The organism is Paraburkholderia sp., assembly GCF_050742655.1.
In the GTDB taxonomy this organism is placed as follows: Bacteria; Pseudomonadota; Gammaproteobacteria; order Burkholderiales; family Burkholderiaceae; genus Paraburkholderia.
This window is the reverse complement of record NZ_JBOIGG010000003.1, coordinates 329,978-348,233: the sequence shown is the minus strand read 5'-3', so window position 1 is coordinate 348,233 and position 18,256 is coordinate 329,978. Positions and strand designations below refer to the sequence as shown.

General features: G+C 61.3%; 15 protein-coding genes and 1 tRNA gene. 6 read left to right on the top strand and 10 right to left on the bottom strand.

Annotation, left to right across the window (positions count from 1 at the left end; all coding sequences use genetic code 11):
- Positions 1 to 73: 73 nt before the first annotated feature.
- The 5 genes from ACREXZ_RS06740 to ACREXZ_RS06720 all read right to left on the bottom strand — a co-directional run bounded on the left by ACREXZ_RS06740 (position 74) and on the right by ACREXZ_RS06720 (position 9,066).
- The gene (locus tag ACREXZ_RS06740) at positions 74 to 352 is read right to left on the bottom strand and encodes a hypothetical protein (protein WP_431763260.1); all 279 of its coding nucleotides are present in this window, start codon (positions 350 to 352) and stop codon (positions 74 to 76) included.
- A 445-nt stretch (positions 353 to 797) separates the two neighbouring features.
- The gene (locus tag ACREXZ_RS06735; protein ID WP_431763259.1) at positions 798 to 1,613 is read right to left on the bottom strand and encodes an OmpA family protein; all 816 of its coding nucleotides are present in this window, start codon (positions 1,611 to 1,613) and stop codon (positions 798 to 800) included.
- Between the two features lie 64 nt (positions 1,614 to 1,677).
- Entirely contained in the window at positions 1,678 to 5,694 is a 4,017-nt protein-coding gene (locus ACREXZ_RS06730) for a YadA-like family protein (protein ID WP_431763258.1), read from the bottom strand.
- A 639-nt stretch (positions 5,695 to 6,333) separates the two neighbouring features.
- Complete coding sequence (locus ACREXZ_RS06725; RefSeq protein ID WP_431763257.1) at positions 6,334 to 8,256, bottom strand: CHASE2 domain-containing protein; 1,923 nt, start codon at positions 8,254 to 8,256, stop codon at positions 6,334 to 6,336.
- A 63-nt stretch (positions 8,257 to 8,319) separates the two neighbouring features.
- Positions 8,320 to 9,066 carry a response regulator transcription factor gene (locus ACREXZ_RS06720; RefSeq protein ID WP_431763256.1) on the bottom strand — a complete coding sequence of 249 codons (747 nt, stop codon included), beginning with the start codon at positions 9,064 to 9,066 and terminating at the stop codon, positions 8,320 to 8,322.
- Positions 9,067 to 9,929: 863 nt separating this feature from the next.
- Between ACREXZ_RS06720 and ACREXZ_RS06715 the strand changes: the two genes are divergently transcribed.
- On the top strand, positions 9,930 to 10,154 hold the full coding sequence (locus tag ACREXZ_RS06715; RefSeq protein WP_431763255.1) for a hypothetical protein: 225 nt from the start codon (positions 9,930 to 9,932) through the stop codon (positions 10,152 to 10,154).
- Between the two features lie 591 nt (positions 10,155 to 10,745).
- Here the strand turns inward: ACREXZ_RS06715 and ACREXZ_RS06710 are convergent.
- Both ACREXZ_RS06710 and ACREXZ_RS06705 read right to left on the bottom strand, forming a co-directional pair.
- Positions 10,746 to 11,060 (bottom strand): tyrosine-type recombinase/integrase, encoded by a 315-nt coding sequence (locus ACREXZ_RS06710; RefSeq protein WP_431763254.1) that lies wholly within the window; start codon positions 11,058 to 11,060, stop codon positions 10,746 to 10,748.
- Positions 10,972 to 11,844, bottom strand: coding sequence for a site-specific integrase (locus tag ACREXZ_RS06705; protein ID WP_431763253.1), 873 nt, complete (start codon positions 11,842 to 11,844; stop codon positions 10,972 to 10,974). Before ACREXZ_RS06705 ends, ACREXZ_RS06710 begins: the two co-directional genes overlap by 89 nt.
- A 139-nt stretch (positions 11,845 to 11,983) precedes the next feature.
- Here ACREXZ_RS06705 and dusA point away from each other — a divergent pair, with 139 nt between their 5' ends.
- The 3 genes from dusA (at position 11,984) to ACREXZ_RS06690 (ending at position 13,701) form a co-directional block, all read left to right on the top strand.
- Positions 11,984 to 12,973, top strand: a complete 990-nt coding sequence (gene dusA / locus ACREXZ_RS06700) for a tRNA dihydrouridine(20/20a) synthase DusA (RefSeq protein ID WP_431763252.1) — start codon at positions 11,984 to 11,986, stop codon at positions 12,971 to 12,973.
- A gap of 88 nt (positions 12,974 to 13,061) precedes the next feature.
- Positions 13,062 to 13,137, top strand: a tRNA-His gene (locus ACREXZ_RS06695).
- A gap of 267 nt (positions 13,138 to 13,404) precedes the next feature.
- The gene (locus tag ACREXZ_RS06690) at positions 13,405 to 13,701 is read left to right on the top strand and encodes a hypothetical protein (RefSeq protein ID WP_431763251.1); all 297 of its coding nucleotides are present in this window, start codon (positions 13,405 to 13,407) and stop codon (positions 13,699 to 13,701) included.
- A gap of 30 nt (positions 13,702 to 13,731) precedes the next feature.
- Here ACREXZ_RS06690 and ACREXZ_RS06685 read toward each other — a convergent pair whose 3' ends face one another.
- The gene (locus tag ACREXZ_RS06685) at positions 13,732 to 13,944 is read right to left on the bottom strand and encodes a DUF3820 family protein (protein ID WP_431763250.1); all 213 of its coding nucleotides are present in this window, start codon (positions 13,942 to 13,944) and stop codon (positions 13,732 to 13,734) included.
- A 12-nt stretch (positions 13,945 to 13,956) separates the two neighbouring features.
- A complete protein-coding gene (locus tag ACREXZ_RS06680) occupies positions 13,957 to 15,387 on the bottom strand; it encodes a DHA2 family efflux MFS transporter permease subunit (protein ID WP_431763249.1) in 1,431 nt (476 codons plus the stop codon).
- Positions 15,388 to 15,522: 135 nt separating this feature from the next.
- On the opposite strand from ACREXZ_RS06680, the gene ACREXZ_RS06675 reads away from it, so the two are divergent.
- Both ACREXZ_RS06675 and ACREXZ_RS06670 read left to right on the top strand, forming a co-directional pair.
- The gene (locus tag ACREXZ_RS06675; protein WP_431763248.1) at positions 15,523 to 16,575 is read left to right on the top strand and encodes an NADP(H)-dependent aldo-keto reductase; all 1,053 of its coding nucleotides are present in this window, start codon (positions 15,523 to 15,525) and stop codon (positions 16,573 to 16,575) included.
- A 359-nt stretch (positions 16,576 to 16,934) separates the two neighbouring features.
- Positions 16,935 to 17,357: a hypothetical protein gene (locus ACREXZ_RS06670; RefSeq protein ID WP_431763247.1), complete on the top strand. Its 423-nt coding sequence runs from the start codon at positions 16,935 to 16,937 to the stop codon at positions 17,355 to 17,357.
- Positions 17,358 to 17,391: 34 nt separating this feature from the next.
- Here the strand turns inward: ACREXZ_RS06670 and ACREXZ_RS06665 are convergent, their stop codons facing one another.
- A complete protein-coding gene (locus tag ACREXZ_RS06665) occupies positions 17,392 to 18,216 on the bottom strand; it encodes an ABC transporter permease (RefSeq protein WP_431763246.1) in 825 nt (274 codons plus the stop codon).
- Between the last annotated feature and the right edge of the window lie 40 nt (positions 18,217 to 18,256).

The following is an 18,256-nucleotide window of genomic DNA, read 5'->3' as shown; positions in this document are numbered from 1 at the left end:
ACACCCGGCTTTTTTTCTGCTTTACACCTACCGGCCTGCTTCGGCCAGCTGTCGGCTATCGACTGGCTACCGATTAATGGCCGAAGAACACCGAGCCCGGGCCCGTCGACACGGTTGCACGGCTACCGGCTTGCGACGACGTGTCGCTCACGCCACCGTACGAGTTTGCCGAGTTCGAAGCGGCTTGACGCGCATCGGCGGCGAGGGTTTGCGAGTTCTGTCCTTGTTGCGAAGCCGGAGCGCCAACCGACGGACGGTAGAACGGTGCCGGGCCGTAGCCGCTGGCGAAAGCAGGAGCGGCGATGGCGGCGGAAGCGGCGATCAGTGCTGCAGCAATAAGCTTGGTCTTCATGATGTAACTCCATTCGGTTCGTTCAGAAAGACGCTGCCGCAGGATTTCGATCTGGTTGCAACGTCGATGGAGCTAGTGTATTCCCTTACTATCAAAAATCTATGCCGATAATTCGAAATTACTTTTCTCTAAATCGGAACAATGCAGGGAGCGACTGTGGACGGGGCCTGGCGCCCTCGGCGGGCAGGGCGACGGCCAACGGGCGACGGGACGGCTTGCGGTAAAAACGCGGTTTGATTTACGCGGCCCGTGCCGCCCCGGCCGTTTGGACGCGCTCTATTCGTCGTGTGATCCGCCGGCCGCTGCGAGGCGCCACGTTGAAGCATTTAGCGACAGTTGTCGTTCGCGGCTATCGCAGGAGGCTCGTCCTTCTACGCCTGGCGCGCAAAAGGACAATTTGAGCCACGTGTACTGATGCTGAGCATCGCATGACAGCCTGAATCGCCTACGAACCCGACGCCGGACGTTGCCCGTACACCGTAATCTCGACGCGCCGGTCCGGCTGCAGACACGCGATGACCGCCGCAGATTCACCGCCCGGGCAATGCGTAACCGGTTGGCTAGACCCGACACCTTCCGCGTGAATCAGTTGCGCATCCAGTCCGTGTGCCGCCAGATACTCTCGCACAGTGTCCGCGCGCGCGATCGAAAGCGGACGGTTGACCGCGTCCGAACCGATCCGGTCGGTATGGCCCACCACGTCGATCCGCGTCACGCCGTCTCGCGCCCGGATCTTTCCGACTACGGCGTCCAGCTCGGCACGGCCTTTGGGCAACATTGAGGCCAGGCTGGATTTGCCGAATGGAAACAGCGCCTCGCTCTGTACCGAGAACTGATCCAGCGGGACGGGTTTCGACATATCTTCGACGACCGTAGCCTGCGCAGGCGCCGCTTTCAGTAAATCCGCACATGAAGGATCGCGCCAGTAGGTACCGCTGACCTTCATGTGCCTGTCGAACTGCACCTGGTACTGGCAGGAGACCACTTCGTTGCCGCGACGGAAGTCGAACAGGTAGTTCCACACATGGTTGCCGATGAACCATTCGTGAAATTGCGGCGGCCCGATCAGGTCGTACAGCTGGTCCTTGTTCAGGCCCACCGCGACGTTGCGCAGATTGTCGATATTGACGAACGTGCCGCCCGCAGGGGAAGCCGCCTGCGGGTTGGGAAACACTGGCGGAGACTGGGGTGCCGCACAGCCCTGAATGAGCAGGGTCGCCAGCACACTGATGGATAAAACCGCAATCGATTGAATTTTCATGGTGTACCCGTTTTCCAAAGTGAGAAAGGCAGTGCGCAAGACCGCTCAGGCGCAGCCGCCCTGCTTACCATTGATAGCCCGCACCGATCACGGCGCCGTAGTCGCTTCGCGTATTCGTCGTGACAGCGGCCTTGTAGATCCAGTGATTGTTCTCCGAGATCGTGGAGATGCCGATTGCCTGGCCCGACTGGCTTCGATAGATACTGCCCGCGATCGAGACCATGCTCTTGCCCGGCCCGGACGGTTGCGGCAGGCCTGCAACGGCCATGGCGCTCGCCGTGCCCCCATCCGCGTCGCGACGCAAGCCCTGAATCTGGCTGTCGGTGTAGGCGTTCGCGCTGCCGAGTGCGGCGTTCAACTGCCCGACGTTGACACCATCGGTGGGTGCTGTGCCTGCAGCGACGTTCGTGATCTGCCGCGGCGAGTCCGCCGTGCCGATCGAGACGACGTTGCTGCGTCCACCGTCGTTGCTTCCCGCACCGAGCGCCACCGAGTTGCTACCGGATGCAGTCGAACCGTTACCCACTGCCGTACTGCCCGAACCGGAGGCGACCGCACCGTTACCACCCGCCGACGAGTTCGAACCGGTGGACGCAGGCGGTGTCGTGCTGCCAGGCGTCGACGGGAAACCGCCGTTGCCGCCGTTGTTGTTAACGATGTTCTGGATCTGGGCGGTGAGACTCTGGTCGACGGCCTGAAGCTGGCTGACGTTGACGGCGTCGGTACCGGCAGAGCCGGCTGCAACGCTGGTGATCTTGCGGTTACCGATGTTGACTTCACCCACCGATGACTGCGGGCTGCTCAGGCCGTACGCAATGTAGTTCGACTGTGCGCCAACGGTGGTGACCGACCCGGCGCCGATCGCCACGCTGTTCGCAAAGCTTGCGCTCGCACCGGAGCCTAGCGCGAGGGCATCGGCGGCACTGCTGTTCGCACCCGAGCCGAGCGCCACGCCACCCGCCGCACTGGAGACAGCGTTGGCGCCCTGAGCGATCGATTGAGGACCGGTTGCATTCGCTCCGCTACCCAGTGCGATTGCATCGGCCTGCCCGGAATTCGCAGCCTGACCGATGGCTACGCCGCCTGGCGCTGTTTGCTGAACGATCGCACCGTTGCCGATTCCGATTCCGTTATCGCCATTGACAACCGTCGTCGGACCCACGGCGATCGACTGCGATCCCACCGCCAGGGAATCGGCGGCCGTCGAATTGGCGTGGAAGTACAGCGTCGGTGTCACGGAGAACGACGCGAGCGCACCGGTCAATTGCCTGACTGTCACCGCATCGTGTGCGTTGGTGCCGTCCGCAACGTTAATGAGCTGCCTGTACGTGTTGCCGGTCGTGCTGCCGAACGACACGGCGCCGAGCAGGGTCTCGTCCGACGTGTTGAACGGAACCGTATGGGTACCGGCCGGAATGGTGCCGCTTCCCGCTGCGGTGGTACGGTCCGAGACCGAACCCGAACCGATCGCGACACTGCCGGCTATCGAAGCCGTCGTCTGCGCGCCGAGTGCCATGGCATTGGCCGTTGTCGCCTGCGCGCCGGTGCCGGCCGCGAAGCTGTCCGTGGCGCTCGCGACCGCCTGCGGACCGACGGCGATGCTGTCCGTACCTGTTGCCTGGCTATCTGCCAGCGTGGAGTCCGCGTGGAAGTACTTGATGCCCGAACCGTTGTTGATGTTCGAGATGGCGGTCGTATTTGCATCCACCTGCTGGTTGGTCGCGAACAGTTGCGAGCCATTCACGGCGTCGGTACTGGCTGTGCTCAACTGTCCTGCAGCGACGTTCTGGATCTGCCGGTCTGCCCCAGCTGCGCCGACGCTCACCACGCCGGCAACTGTCGCACCCGCGAAGTTATAGGTGACACCACCGATCACCGCACTGGCAGTCGATACGCCCGCCGTCGTCGTCGTATTCGCGCCGAGCGCAACGGAATTCGCCTGCGTCGCCTGTGCGTTGCCGCCGATCGCCACCGCATCGGCGCCGCTCGCCGTCGAGTCAGGATCGGTCGAATTCGCGTGGAAGTACTTGATGCCGCCGCCGTTGTTGATATTCGATATCGCGGTCGTGTTGGCCGTCACCTGCTGGTTGGTCGCGAACAGCTGCGAGCCGTTCACGGCGTCGGTACTGGCTGTGCTCAACTGTCCGGCGGCGACGTTCTGGATCTGCCGGTCTAGCCCGGCTGCACCGACGCTGACCACGCCGCCAACCGCCGCGCCCGCAAAGTTATAGGTGACGCCACCGATCACCGCACTGGGTGTCGATACGCCCGCAGTGGTCGTCGAATTCGCGCCGAGCGCCACGCTGTTTGCAACGCTCGTTGTCGCGCCCGACCCGAGCGCGACGCCGCTCGTCGCAGCGGCCTGCACAACCGCGGTGTCGCCGATCGCTATCGAACCCGCGATATTCGCCTGCGATGCATTGCCGAGCGCGACCGACCCTTGCCCAGTCGCCACGTTCGTGTTGCCCAATGCGACCGCGCCATTGCCGTTGGCGGTATTGGTCGCACCCATCGCAACGGCGCCGTTACCGGTGGCCGTATTCGGATCGCCGATCGCCACCGCACCGTTGCCGCTTGCCGTTTGACCTTCGCCGAGGGCGACGGCGCCGGTGCCACTCGTGACCTGCGAGTTGTGGCCACCCGCGATGGAGCCGGTGCCTGCGGCCGCAGCCACCGTGCTGGTATCGCCGAAGGCAACAGTCGACACGGCAAGTGCCTGTGAATTTGTACCGAACGCGGTGGCCCTATCGGCCGAGGCAACCGCCTGAGCGCCGGTGGCCAGTGCATTGATGCCGCTCGCTGTCGTCTGTTCGCCGAGCGCCGTGCTCCGCGTACCGGACGCGATCGCGTTGACACCAAGGGCCGATGCATTGTTCACGGCTGAACTGCCAGCGCCCAAAGCCGTGCCGGAAACGCCGGATGCAACGGAATTGATACCAAGGGCAACTGAATTATTAGCGCCTGCGGTAGCGCCTGGGCCCAGTGCGACTGAGGACGTGGAAGTAGCCAAGGCCAGATCGCCGATGGCGACGCTGAAATACCCTGATGCGATGGCGGTAGGGCCCATGGCAATCGAACCCGTTCCGCTGGCCGTTGCCGCGGGACCGAATGCCTGCGCGTATATCGTGCTGGCGATACTGTTGAAACCGATAGCTGTTGCCTCGTCGGCCGTCGCCTTTGTACCCGAGCCCGGCACACCGGCCGTGCCACCGCCTGCGCCGATGGCGATTGAACTCGTCCCCGTGGAACCCGTATTGGTACCGATCGCAACCGCCGAAGGACCGCCCGAGGACGCACCACTACCGACAGCCAGGCCGCCAGCAGCGGCTGTCAGCACCTGTGCCTGATTACCTACTGCAACCCCGCTCACGCCCACGGCAGTTGACTGGTTACCCAGTGCGGTGGATTGCTGCCCCGATGCTGTAGCGGTGTATCCCAGTGCGGTAGCATTGGGACCCGACGCCACAGTACTTCCGCCGACTGCCACGGCAAAATTACCCGCTGCCGCGGCACCACCACCCATCGCAACGCCGAACGAACCCGACGCGCTCGAATGCTCGCCGTATGCTATCGCAAACCCACCGGTTGCTGACGCGTATGCGCCAAGTGCTGTTGCGCCTGATGCCGCAGTAGAAAGGTAACCTACCGACGTCGCGAACTCATCCGACGCATCGGCACCTGTGCCGACCGCCGTGGAGAAATTGCCAACTGCCTGGCTATTGGTGCCTAGAGAAGTCGTGTCAAGCCCGGTTGCCGCTGCATTTTGCCCTACCGCAACCCCCAGGTTTCCCGCCGCATTTGCGCCTGACCCGACTGCCACCGAGTTCGCGCCGCCGGCCGAGCCGCCAGCGACTGCCTGCGCCACCGCAGCCCCCGGAATCAAGACGCCTCCCGCAGACATCAACATAATTCCGACAGCGATAGCTCGTCGCCGATCTACGCTGCTGGTCGGCCCTCCGCGTGGGTCGACCGTGCCGGACGACGATCTCGACTTTCCTTTTCCCGCTGCGGTGTCTATCTCGGATACGGCGACAAAAGCGCCGCGCGCGCTGTTCCAGATCGAGCGATATACCTTGTTCATGTTTTTTCCTGCCAGGCTGTAGTCGACGTGTTCTATTCAATGCACCTGCCCGCTGGCGACCGTCTGCCAACAAGCGTGCGGGCCTGTCTCGCGTCTCCCTCAATTAACGCGAGCTTGTTTCCGGATAAAAAACTTCAGCACAAATATTTTTCTGGCATGCAAATACACGCGGAATTCGGAAAATGAATTCTTATGCATCGGACGCACGCATCCATTGAGGAACCCAATGAACTTCCTCAGTCGAAATAACTTAATTTAATTTATTCACTACGCATTTCCATTCAAATTACCCATGTGGTCCAGGCAAGAATGTGCTGAATCGTAGAGTAATGGATGGAAAGCAGAAAAATGGAACGAATAATTTTGAACAATTGTCACGGAAAAGTGACAAATGAAAACACACACGCCCATCCAACAGGCGATTGAGCGCCACGCGGCAGTTCACAATGTTAAAAAATAGACTGCTCTGCAGTACCAGATCAGGTCGAATTGGCAAACAGATTTAGAATTTGTAACTAGCGCGAAAACCGATCCACACAAGCTATCCTATTAATCATCTGGTGGAGGATTCGCGAATCGGATTGCGCGTCGGCGGAATAATTCGACAAGCTCGCTTCAGCTATATTTTCGATACAATCATCAACCTGCAGTCGATGATTTTGGCAAAAGAAGCGTAAAAACGGATCCTTGTCCCACTCGGCTTTCAACATGAATTTTGCCGCCGAGCGCATCAATGACGCTTTTAACGAAGGCAAGCCCCAGGCCGTGGCCGGGACGATCGTTATGAGCATCGATCCGGGTGAACTCGGTAAACAGATTTGGGATTTGATCGGCGGGTATGCCAATGCCTTGATCGGCAATCGCAACCGTCTGGTATTGCTCGCATTCGCTCGCATTCACCGTGACAGTCGCGTCCTCAGGTCCAAACTTGATGGCGTTGTCGATCAGATTGCCGAACGCGCGGCGCAGCATCGGCGCATCGGCGTCGATCAGGATGCCAGGCTCGGCGATCAGATCGACCCGTGTGCGTTTCGCACTGGCATGTGGCCAGAAGTCATCGATGGTGTCGTGGAGCAGGAACGCCAGATCGACCGTGGTCAGTGACAGCGTGCGTCTCTCTGCGCGGGCGAGTAACAGGAACTGATCCACCAGTGCGAGCGTCGATTCTGCGTACTGACCCACCAGATCGATGAAGCGCGCTTCCGGCATGTCCGTCGGTGCATGGCGTCGCTGCTCGATCAAGGTGAGTATCGCAGCCTGTGGAGCGCGAACGTCGTGCGAAAAAAAGCGCAGTGCGGTGTCCTGCTGGCGTTCGACTGTGTGCCTCTGTACGAGGCGCTGTTGTCGCGGATCGTGCGGGTTCAGGTGAATGGGCGGTCCACATGCGAGTGCCAGTTCGTCCATTACGCTCCCTGCTTGCCGGCTCAGACAGCGCAGCGCCACCCCCTGCCGGCACCACAGCCAGACGGGATACGCCACGAGGCATACGGTAGCCGCGGCGCCTGGAAAGTAGAAGACGTACGCGAATGCGAGCAGGACGAGCGATACCGCATACGTAGCCAGCGCGAGCGTGACGCACGCAAACAATGCGGCGCGCGGTCCGAGCACAAACAGCCCCGCGCACAAAAACGGCAACACGCACAGACTAAGCACCAACTGACCGGTTTGCGATACCGGGCTGACCAGCGATCCGCTTGCCATCCCGTAAGTGGCTTCCGCTAGAAATGCGACATCGGTCAACGGAGATCGATCGCCGCTCGCGTTGATGAAATGCGTGTCCGTCGTACTGGAAGTCGGACCGACAATGACGATCGCCCCTTTAAAAATCGACGCAGCCACTCGGCCCTGCAATACATCGACAAACGCGAAAGACGCGTGCGACGGCTCACGTCCGATCGGCACATACCGACGACAGGCGCCAGCCCCCTCCCGTGTCGGGTTCGGGGATTCCCCGCATCGAACAGCGGTCGAGCCGGCGGCCCTCAGCAGCGCCTCGCTCATATGCATCGAGGTCGTCGCGCCGGTGAACCGTTCGACCCGATAGAAGCTGCGGGACGCGCCGTCCACATCCGCGTACAAATCGGTTCGAGCGATCGCGAAGGCGGCCTCTCTGATCGCGGCAACGGGCGGAACGACATGCGTGCCCTCGGGCGTATCGACAAGCAGAACCGGCAGCACGACTTTCGCATTGCGCATCATCGCCTTCGCGAGCCGGTCATCGCCCCCCGGCTCGATTCTGCCGGGATGCGGCATCGCGATGTCGAGCCCAATCGCCGACACGCCGGCGTCGGTCAGCCTGTCGATGAGTTCGGCGTAGGCACTCCGCTTCACCGGCCATCCGCCTAGCGCATTGACGCTCGCGTCGTCTATGGCAACGAGGACGATCTTCTTCGGCGAAGGCTGCTGAAGCAGCGGTTGTACGGCATCAAAAAAAAACAGATCTGCTCTGCGCAATAGCCTTGAAGCGTCCAATGCGACGCACAGTAGCAGCAGGAAAATGCCAAACACCAGCCATTCCCGCACCGCGCGAGGATAGCCAGCGTCGGAATCGAAAACCAACATCAACGTTCGCCTGCGAAGTCGCAGGCCGGTAGCCCGAAGGGTGGAGCACCCGGACGCCTGGCCTCATTCACAGGTCAGTTCCGGGGTATCACTCCGACCTGACACGGCATTCCGGGACGACCTCGACGGCACCTCGTCCAGTCGGTATCCGTGCGTGTAGACGGCACTCAACCTCAGACCGTTTTCAGGCGCGAGCACGAGCTTCTGCCGGACACGGTAGATGTGCGTATCGAGCGTGCGGGATGCGGGGTCGAGCTCGCGCCCCCACGTGCTGATGCTGACGACCTTGCGCGACAGCAGCTTCCCCAAGTTGCTGAAGAAAAACACAGTGAGATCGAACTCTTTGGGTGTGAGGTCGATGCGCTCGTCGCGCAACGAGACAGTGCGGCTAAGCGTGTTGAGCGTGTAGTCGCCGACGCGTATGCGGTCGGTCCAATCCAGGTCGTGCGTGACCCGCCGGAGCAGCGCGTTAACCCGCGCTGTCAGCTCCCCGACACGAAACGGCTTCACGAGATAGTCGTCGGCCCCTGCATCCAGCGCCAGAACGATATCGTCGTCGAGGACTTTGTTCGTCAGAAAAAGCACTGCGGGCGCGTCACCGAGGTTTCGGCGAATCCAGTACAGCACTTCGAATCCGCTCATCCTGGGAAGCAGCCAGTCCATGACGACCAGATCCACCGGCTGCGACTTGAGAAGACGAACAGCTTCCTCGCCGTCGCCGACCTCGATGGTGTCGTGCCCCAATGGCCCAACGACTCTCACCACCGCTTTGGCATGCACGGGGTCATCTTCAACAATTAGCACACGCATAGGCGCCATCCGTTCATTGGGGCCCGTGCGGCACGATTTGATCGCTAACGCGTGGTCCGGCGGGGCTACCCGTGCAAATGAACGCAACGTGACGAATGGCCGTCGTATTGCGGGATCTGGCACGACCGATCGGACAGCGAACACATCCCGTGACGCAGGTATGGCACAAAGAAGACCGCAACGCTTTGAAAATGAATGCACGCACGCAGTCCGCAACGTCGCGGTCGCGACACACGGGCAAAACTCTCCCGTCTCGCTATACGCGGGTTCCCAACAGCAAAGATCGAGATGAGCGGGCGGCTAGCTACGACGAGTCGTCGTGATGTTCCGGACCTGCGGAAATGGCGTGCAAAGCGGCGGATTGATGCAGATGATTCGGTTCGATCCGCAGACTTTTCCGCCAGCCTGTCCGTCTTACGATGTCCATGGTTAGTGCCCCCACTCATCTGCGCGCAGTAGTGCTATCAGCGCGCCAGATCAACGCATACCTTCGCGGCGCTCATTGGTTTCTTTATCTCGGGAATCTCTAGAACACCTGTCTTGCCGATACTTGAGCAACCCCTTTCTATCGATCACCGCAGTATTTTCCACGGCATCGCTATCAAAAAAGTATGTTAATTTCTTGCAAGAACTTTGACACAAGACTATTAAATTGTCCACATGAAGTACGCGAATAAACCCGCGTATTGCAATACCCAATCATTGGGCATGTCAGCGCTCACTGGCACGCCTTCCGACGTCCGGAGCACCGTCCAGGCGTGATAGCCTGATGACGCCTGTGCGACGGCGTGAGCGTGCCTGGTGGTCAGTTTGCAGCAGGCAGGGACGTGGCTTTGCGATGATCATATCGACAGATCTGCAACGTGTTGAATGAATCTAAACACTCTGGTTTTTTAATCGCATTGCGCTCGAAAACAGCAGGCGATCATTGGAATGAACTGCCAACGATCAATTCAGATATTGTTATTCGCTCTGAATCAAACATTTTGCAATGGCACATTCTCACCCGACTTCAGAAAACGGCGACTGGCGCATCGATGAGAGGCAAAGGAGAAAAGATCAATTGGAAGCGCACGATCGACGGCTAAGGATAGAGCAGATGGACCCTGGCATTCCGCCTGTCAGGCGGTGCGGAATTCATCCACACGCTGGGCTTGCCCTTTAGCAATAGGCCGAAGTGTCAAAAAGGGTCATTTGTCCACGATTTGCCGCATAGGGGTGACTGTCCGGTGTTGGCAGCCGATTGCTGCCGGAGGCCTCGTTTCTGCTGCGCAGTGGGGGTGCCATGGCGGTGCCATGCGCACACACCTATGCCACGCAATCGATCAGATCAAATATTCGATAGCGTTGCCGGTGAGGTTTTCGGTGTAGTCCGAGCGTTGCAACTCTGCAGTAGGGCGCCCGTCTCTCGCTAGTTTCGGCTTCAGCTCAGATCCTTTCTCCTCCGCACTCCCCGTAAATTCCCCACAACCTTGCCAAATACCGTCAGGGCTTTGGGTTCGAGTCCGGTCCCCGGCACCGTCTTCGGCGATTGCCCCGGGTGTTCCTGGTCGGCCGACTACTACCCGACGTAGCCGGCCGAGTTCGACCCATAGCGAAAATTGCGAAAGATCGTCGGCGTAGACTGTGGCGCGAAGCCTTATCTAGCGGGGGGAAGGTATTGCTGCATCAGCAGTACCTTACGTAGAAACAGCCACCGACTCGTCTGTAAGCCCTGCAGGCGGGGCGATCATGTCCAGCCACCTCCATCCAGCCCATTTGTCGCCGTTCTGTCGCAAATGGGTGTAGCACTTCAGGGACGTCCAGCTACGGTGTCCGGTGACTGCCGTGACGTGGGGGATATTCCATCCCATTTCGAATAGCCTGGACGTGCCTTCGTGGCGGAGGTCATGAAAATGTAGATCCTCAGTTTCGAGGAATTTGCAGGCTTTGGTAAAGCTCGCGCTGATGGATCGGTGATGGTGCGGAAAGAACGCCCCGGTCTTGCCGGGCATCGAATCGAGCACGCGCGGCCTCAAGTGGTAGGTCGCACCAGGTGTCGTTGCCGCTCTTTTGACCGAGGTGTTTCATGTCGCGAACCATGACCTGGTCCTGCTGATAGTCTTCGCGGGCAATCGTGGTTATTTGCTCCTGCCGCCGCGTGGAGAAGAGCGCGAAGGCGATAGTCCTCGGCATGGGGATTTCTGCTCGCTCACGTGTTTCCATCTCCACGTAATACTTGAAGATCTTGTCCAGTGCATCCAGGGTCGGGCGACGGTCGCGCTGCGCCGACTTGCTGGTCGTGCCGAGGCGCTTCATTGCCTTGCGGGCGTCGCTCATTGCCTGCTGATTGAGTGGGTAGCCCGACGCCGGCCGTGCGATGGCGAAGACGGTCGCGAGATGAGATATGTAGTTGCCGGCGGTCTGTGGTAGTACGTCCAGACTTTGGGCAAATTGCACGATCTCTGGACTGCCGACCTCGCTGCATCGCATTGATCCGATCGGTGCCTCTTGAATAGTCCGTAAGACCTGCTCCTTGGTTCGACCCAACTTACGCTTCGAGTCCTTTACGTACTGACCGATGGCTTCCTTTAGAAGCGGGTCTTCCACTTTTGCCGACTCGAGTGCGCCGGGTTGTGCCAGTTCCAGTTCACGCTTTTTCAACCGTGCGCTCGCCGCCTGCTCACGGTCGAAAGTCCTTGCTTCGGTGAAAACGACCCGTCCGCCTTGCTTGAGGCGGATCTGAGCGGTGTGCCTTATACTTCCATCCTTACGTTTTCGTGGTGTGATGGTGCCCATAACTCTCCAGTGCTACATGACCTTTTACGGTGCAACATCGGAGCAGTTTGTGAAAAAAATGCCATAAAACCACCGGAAAGCACTGAGAATCACGCAGGCTCTGAAAGCCCGTAGAACCTGGTACTGAAGCGGTTTTCCAATGAATTCAAGCCCCCGCCGCGTTTCTGTGGCCCCGATGATGGACTGGACCGATCGCCACTGCCGCTGGTTTCATCGCGCGTTGTCGCGCCATACGTGGCTCTACACGGAAATGGTGACGACGGGCGCGCTGATCCACGGCGACGTTGCGCGCCATCTCGCGTTCACTGCGGACGAAGCGCCGGTCGCGTTGCAGCTCGGCGGTAGTGAACCAGTCGACCTCGCGCGCTCCGCGAAGCTCGGCGAGCAGTGGGGTTACGACGAGATCAACCTGAATTGCGGCTGTCCGTCGGAGCGCGTTCAGCGCGGCGCATTCGGCGCATGCCTGATGAACGAGCCGCAGCTTGTCGCCGATTGCGTGAAGGCGATGCGCGACGCAGTATCGGTGCCGGTCACGGTCAAGCACCGGATCGGCGTCGATGCGGTGGAGGAGTATGGTTTTGTGCGCGACTTCGTCGGCACGATCGCGGAAGCGGGCTGCACGGTTTTCATCGTGCATGCGCGCAACGCGATTCTCAAAGGGCTGAGCCCGAAGGAAAACCGCGAGATTCCGCCGCTCAAATACGACTACGCGTATCAGCTGAAGCGCGATTTTCCGCACCTAGAAATCATCCTCAACGGTGGCGTGAAGACGCTCGACGAAGTCGACGAGCATTTGCGGCACATCGACGGCGTGATGCTCGGGCGCGAGGCGTATCACAACCCGTATGTGCTCGCGGATGTGGACGCGCGCTTCTATGGCGCAACGGATTGCGCGCCGACCCGGGAGGAGGCCGAAGCGAAACTGATCGACTATTGCGCGGCCGAACTCGCGCGCGGCACGCACCTCGGCGCGATCACGCGGCACGCGCTAGGTCTTTATCGCGGCGTCGCGGGTGCGCGCGCCTGGCGGCGCGTGTTGTCCGACAACAAGAAGCTCACCGCCGCCGATCTGTCGATCTTCGACGAGGCCCGGCAGTATCTGCGGGAGTCGGCCGAGATGGTTGAATAAAGGGCTAGGCAAACGCGGATCATGTTTGTATAATCTCGCTTCTTGATCGGCAAGCCAGTTCTCGGTGAGCCAAAGAGATGTTCCAGTGGTGGCTGTAGCTCAGTTGGTAGAGTCCAGGATTGTGATTCCTGTCGTCGTGGGTTCGAGTCCCATCAGCCACCCCATCGCACCACCTGGTTTTCCTCCCGCATCAAATCCACGCACCGCAATTTTCTCCACGCGTTCGCACGTCGCGCGATGCACACATCGTGTCCGCATGATTGGTTCGCGATAAGGCAACGAATCCGCATCGCTAAAACCCCCAGCCATCCGTCCCATAACGAACGGTGCATTTCCGCAAACAGCACCCGCATGCATCCTTCGAGACACCGGACGTCGAACCCACGCGGATACCCCGCGCATCCGATGCCCCGTTCCTCGAGGAGCCCAGCATGCCCCAGCAAAACATTGCCGTAGAAACTACGTTGCCGTTCGACTTCGGTGTGAACTCGCCGGTGACGATAACGAATCTCGGTCCAGGCAACGTCGATGTGCATATCGACTACAACCGCGGCACCGCGCAAGATCCGCTGTGGAGCAGTGCGCTCACCGGCGCTTCCGGGATTCCCAATCCGAAGATGCTGGCGAGCGGCGCGAACTTCGTCGTGCGACGCACCGACCTCGAAGCCGGGCACGTCAGGATCGGCGTACATGGCGACACCAGCAGTGGCGTGACGGTGGTTTACTGACGCGCGCCAACGCCGGCTTTACATCGGTACTCAACCCCTCCGCAACGGCCCGAGCAATCCCTTCAGGCCGTTGTGATCGATCTCGTGCATCAGCGCGAGCAGACGTCCGAGTTCGCCTGGCGGGAAGCCCACTTTCGCAAACCAGTTGAGGTAGTGTCCCGGTAGATCCGCGAGCACGCGTCCCTTGTATTTGCCGTAGGGCATCGTGTACGTGACGAGCCGTTCGAGGTGTTCAGGGTTCATCGATCACCGTCCTCATGCGCTGCGTCGCACGTGTCCGCTCACGTGCGCGCCGGCGTTGCGGTCGAGTGAGAACACGTCGACGATCGCGACGATGCCGATCGCCGCGACCAGCAGAAACGCAATGCTGAAATCGGCGGGCGTCACGGACTGCGCCGGATGTCCGTGCAGCCACGCGGCCGCGCGCAGCGCGATTGCGCCGACCGCGACGCCCATCCCCATCGTCATCTGCGTGAGCGTGCTCGACAGCGTCGACGCGCCGCTCATCTGCGGCTTGGGCACGTCCGCGAAACTCAGCGTGTTGATCGCGGTGAATTGCAGCGAGCGTGCGAGGCCGCTGACGAACAGCACGGCGACGATCCACACGTACGACGTGGCCGGCGTGAGCAGGCTCATCGCCGCGAGCGAGATCGCGGCGAACGCGCCGTTCACGATCAGCACCGAGCGGAAGCCGAAGCGTCGCATGATCGGCGTCGTGACGAGCTTCATCGCGAGATTGCCCGCGAACACGGCGAGCGTCAGCAGCCCGGAGCGAAACGCGTCCATCCCGAAGCCGAGCTGGAACATCAGCGGTAGCAGGAACGGCACGGCGCTGATCGACACGCGAAACAGCAGTCCGCCGCCAGTCGCGACGGCAAACGTCTTCACGCGAAATGCGGACAGATCGACGACCGGATGTGGCGTGCGGCGCAGATGAAACAACGCTGCTGCGCCGGCGATGCAACCCACAGCAAGAAACACGAACGCTTGAAGCCACGAGGCATCCGCGCGGCCGGTCAGTTCCATCGCGTACATGATCGCTGTGCCGGCGACGCCGCACAGCGCAAAGCCGATGCCGTCGAACGGCCGCCTTTCGGTTTCCCTGCCGTCGTCGAGAAAGCGCCACGCGAGCAGGAGGCCGATTAACCCGAGCGGGACATTCAGATAGAAGATCCAGCGCCACGACGCATGCGTCGTGATCAGTCCGCCGAGCGGCGGCCCGATGACCGGCGCGACGAGGCCCGGCCACGTGATGATCGAGATCGCGCGCATCAGGTTGTCTTTCGGCGTCGCGCGCAGCACGGCGAGCCGGCCGACCGGCACCATCATCGCGCCGCCTATTCCCTGCACGATGCGCGCGGCCGTGAACGCGACGAGTCCGTCGGTGATCCCGCAGACCATCGATGCGGCCGTGAATACCGCGATCGCCGCGGTGAACACGGTGCGCACGCCGAAGCGGTCGGCGATCCAGCCGCTGATCGGGATAAACACGGCAAGCGTCAGCAGATAGGACGTGATGCCGATGCTGAGATCGACCGGATGCACGCCGAACGAGCGCGCCATCTGCGGCAACGCGGTGGCGATGATCGTGCTGTCGAGGTTCTCCATGAAGAACGCGGCCGCGACGAGCGTGACGATCAGCGACGAGCCGACAGGGCGCGCGGCAACGGACGACGATTCTGACATCGGCACGACACTCCCAAAGGCAAGACTGGCTGACGGAAAGCCCCACATTCTAGCGGCGCTGCAGGCGCCGTGCCGTCATGGTAACTTCGACGCTTTCCGCTTCTTTCCGCTTATTCAACTAACAGGAACCGTTCGATGGAATACCGCAGACTTGGCGATACGGACGTGCAGGTCAGCCTGATCGGACTCGGCACCATGACGTGGGGCGAGCAGAACACGGAGCAGGACGCGCACGCGCAGATCGATTACGCCCTCGACCAGGGCGTCACGCTGATCGACGCCGCGGAGATGTACCCAGTGCCGCCGCGCGCCGAAACGCAGGGCTCGACCGAGCGTTTCATCGGCACGTGGATCGCGCAGCATCGCAGCGCGCGCGACCGGATCGTGCTCGCGACGAAGATCGCGGGCCCCGCGCGTCAGCCGCACAATCCGCGTCACATCCGGGGCGAGGGCAACCAGTTCGATCGCAAGAATCTCACCGAGGCACTGAACGACAGCCTCGCGCGTCTGCAGACCGACTACGTCGACCTGTACCAACTGCACTGGCCGGACCGCAGCACGATGACGTTCGGCCGCAGCATGTACCCTTGGCTCGACGACGCGTACACGGTGCCGATCGAAGAGACGCTGGCGGTGCTCGCGGACTTCGTGAAGGAAGGGAAGGTGCGGCATGTCGGCGTGTCGAACGAAACGCCGTGGGGCGTCGCGCAGTTTTTGCGCGCTGCCGAAAAGGCTGGTCTGCCGCGCATCGTGTCGATCCAGAATCCGTACAGCCTGCTGAACCGCACGTTCGAAAGCGGTCTGTCGGAATTTACGCATCGCGAACACGTGGGGTTGCTTGCCTATTCGCCGCTCGCGTTCGGCTGGTTGTCGGGCAAGTACGAAGGCGGCGCGCGACCGGCGGGTGCACGCATCACGCTGTTCGAACGGTTCCAGCGGTATAGCAGGCCGCATACCGTGCAGACGACGAGCCGCTATGTCGAACTCGCGAAGCGTCACGGCCTGTCGCCCGCGCAGTTCGCGCTCGCGTTCGTGAACAGCCGGCCGTTCGTCACGAGCAATCTGATCGGCGCAACGTCGCTCGAGCAACTGAAGGAAAACATCGCGAGCATCGACGTGAAGCTGTCGCCCGAGATCCTCGCCGAGATCGACGCGCTGCACGAACTGCAGCCCAATCCGGCGCCTTGACCGCGCGGTCCCGAGGTGCCGGTCCACATGCGGTCGGTGCTTCGGGCCGCATGCCAGTCTTCTTCTGCGTCACGGTCGCACCCGTCTCCGGATGCGACTTTCTTCTCCTTTGTTGCGCGCTACGCACGTCGCGGGTAAATCTCCCTGCGCGGATCGCCAATCGCGACCTAAACTGGGATAGGCGCTACGGCCAGGGGCGTGCTGCTCATGCCCATCGGCTAATGAGCTGGCACTTGCCGCAATGGTACGATTCAGCCGCGACACGCATTTTTGCGCGTGTCGTGCGGCGCCTTTGCGCTCGACCGGCGACTTGTGCCGGCGTGCTGCCGCTATCACGTTATCGGACTCCAGGATATCGAATGGCCCAACAAAAAACCAATCCGAAACTCGAACAGGCGCTGACGCGCGGCGATCTTGCAATCCGCCAGGCGAACTCGGCGCGGGCTACCTCACTACTGCGCGCGCTGGGCAAGATGATCGTCGAGGCATCGGCGACGATCGGCGTCGAAGCATTCACACTGATTCACGACGGCGATCGCATCTACGACCCGGCCGACGGTCTCTGGCCGCAGGCGCTGCTGGTGTCGCTCGACGGCACCGTCGAGGAATCGGACCCGGACGAACTGCGCACGATCCGTCTGATGGCCGACGATCCGTCGACGGTGTTTCGCGTCGAATGGCAGCGCGCCGATGGAAAGATCGGGCGTCAGGAAGGCGGCCCGTTCGCGACGGTCGCGTTCATCTCGGACGTCGACATTCCGTGGACCGACGACGAGGACTGAACCACGCTTGCAACGATGACGGTATCGGTCGCGCCTAGCGCATCATCCGCCGTTTGAACAGCACCGCTGACACGCAGAACGGCACGACCGCATAGGCCACGAGCACCGCGACGTGCAGCGCCGCGTGCTCGATCGGCCGGCCGAGCATCGCCGGCCGGATCAGTTCGATCGCGTGCGAAAGCGGCAGCAGCAGCGTGACGTGCTGCGCGATGGACGGCAGCTGCGTAAGCGGAAAGAACACGCCGGAGAGCAGCAGCATCGGCGTGAGCACGAGCGTCTGATAGAACATGAAGAAATCGTAGGACGGCGCGAGCGCGGTGACGATCATCGCGACGCTCGCGAACGCGAACCCGGCGAGCACGATGACCGGCAACGCGATGAGCATCGACGGAAAGCTCGCATAGCCGAGCGCGCCCGCGACCAGCATGATCGCCGCGCCTGACAACACCGCCTTGCTGCCGGCCCAGATCGTTTCACCGAGCACGATGTCGCCGAGCGTGAGCGGCGTGTGCATGATAGCTTCCCACGTGCGCTGCACGTGCATCCGCGAAAATCCCGAATACGTCGCCTCGAAGCTCGCCGACATCATCACGCTCGACGCGACCGTACCGGCCGCGAGGAACGCGATGTACGACACGCCGTCGACGTGTCCGACCATCAATCCCAGGCCGAAGCCGAGCCCGAACAGATAGATCATCGGATCGGCGAGATTGCCGAACATCGACGCGAGCGCGAGCTTGCGCCACACGAGATAGTTGCGGCGCCATACCGCGGTCCAGTTCACCGCGTTCGCGGGCAGGGCAGCGAAACGTGCGCCGGTCGGTGCGTTATCGGATGCTTCGAAACGGCTTGCGTCCATGATGCGGATTCGTCTCCGTGGGGCGCGGTAAATTGCGTCC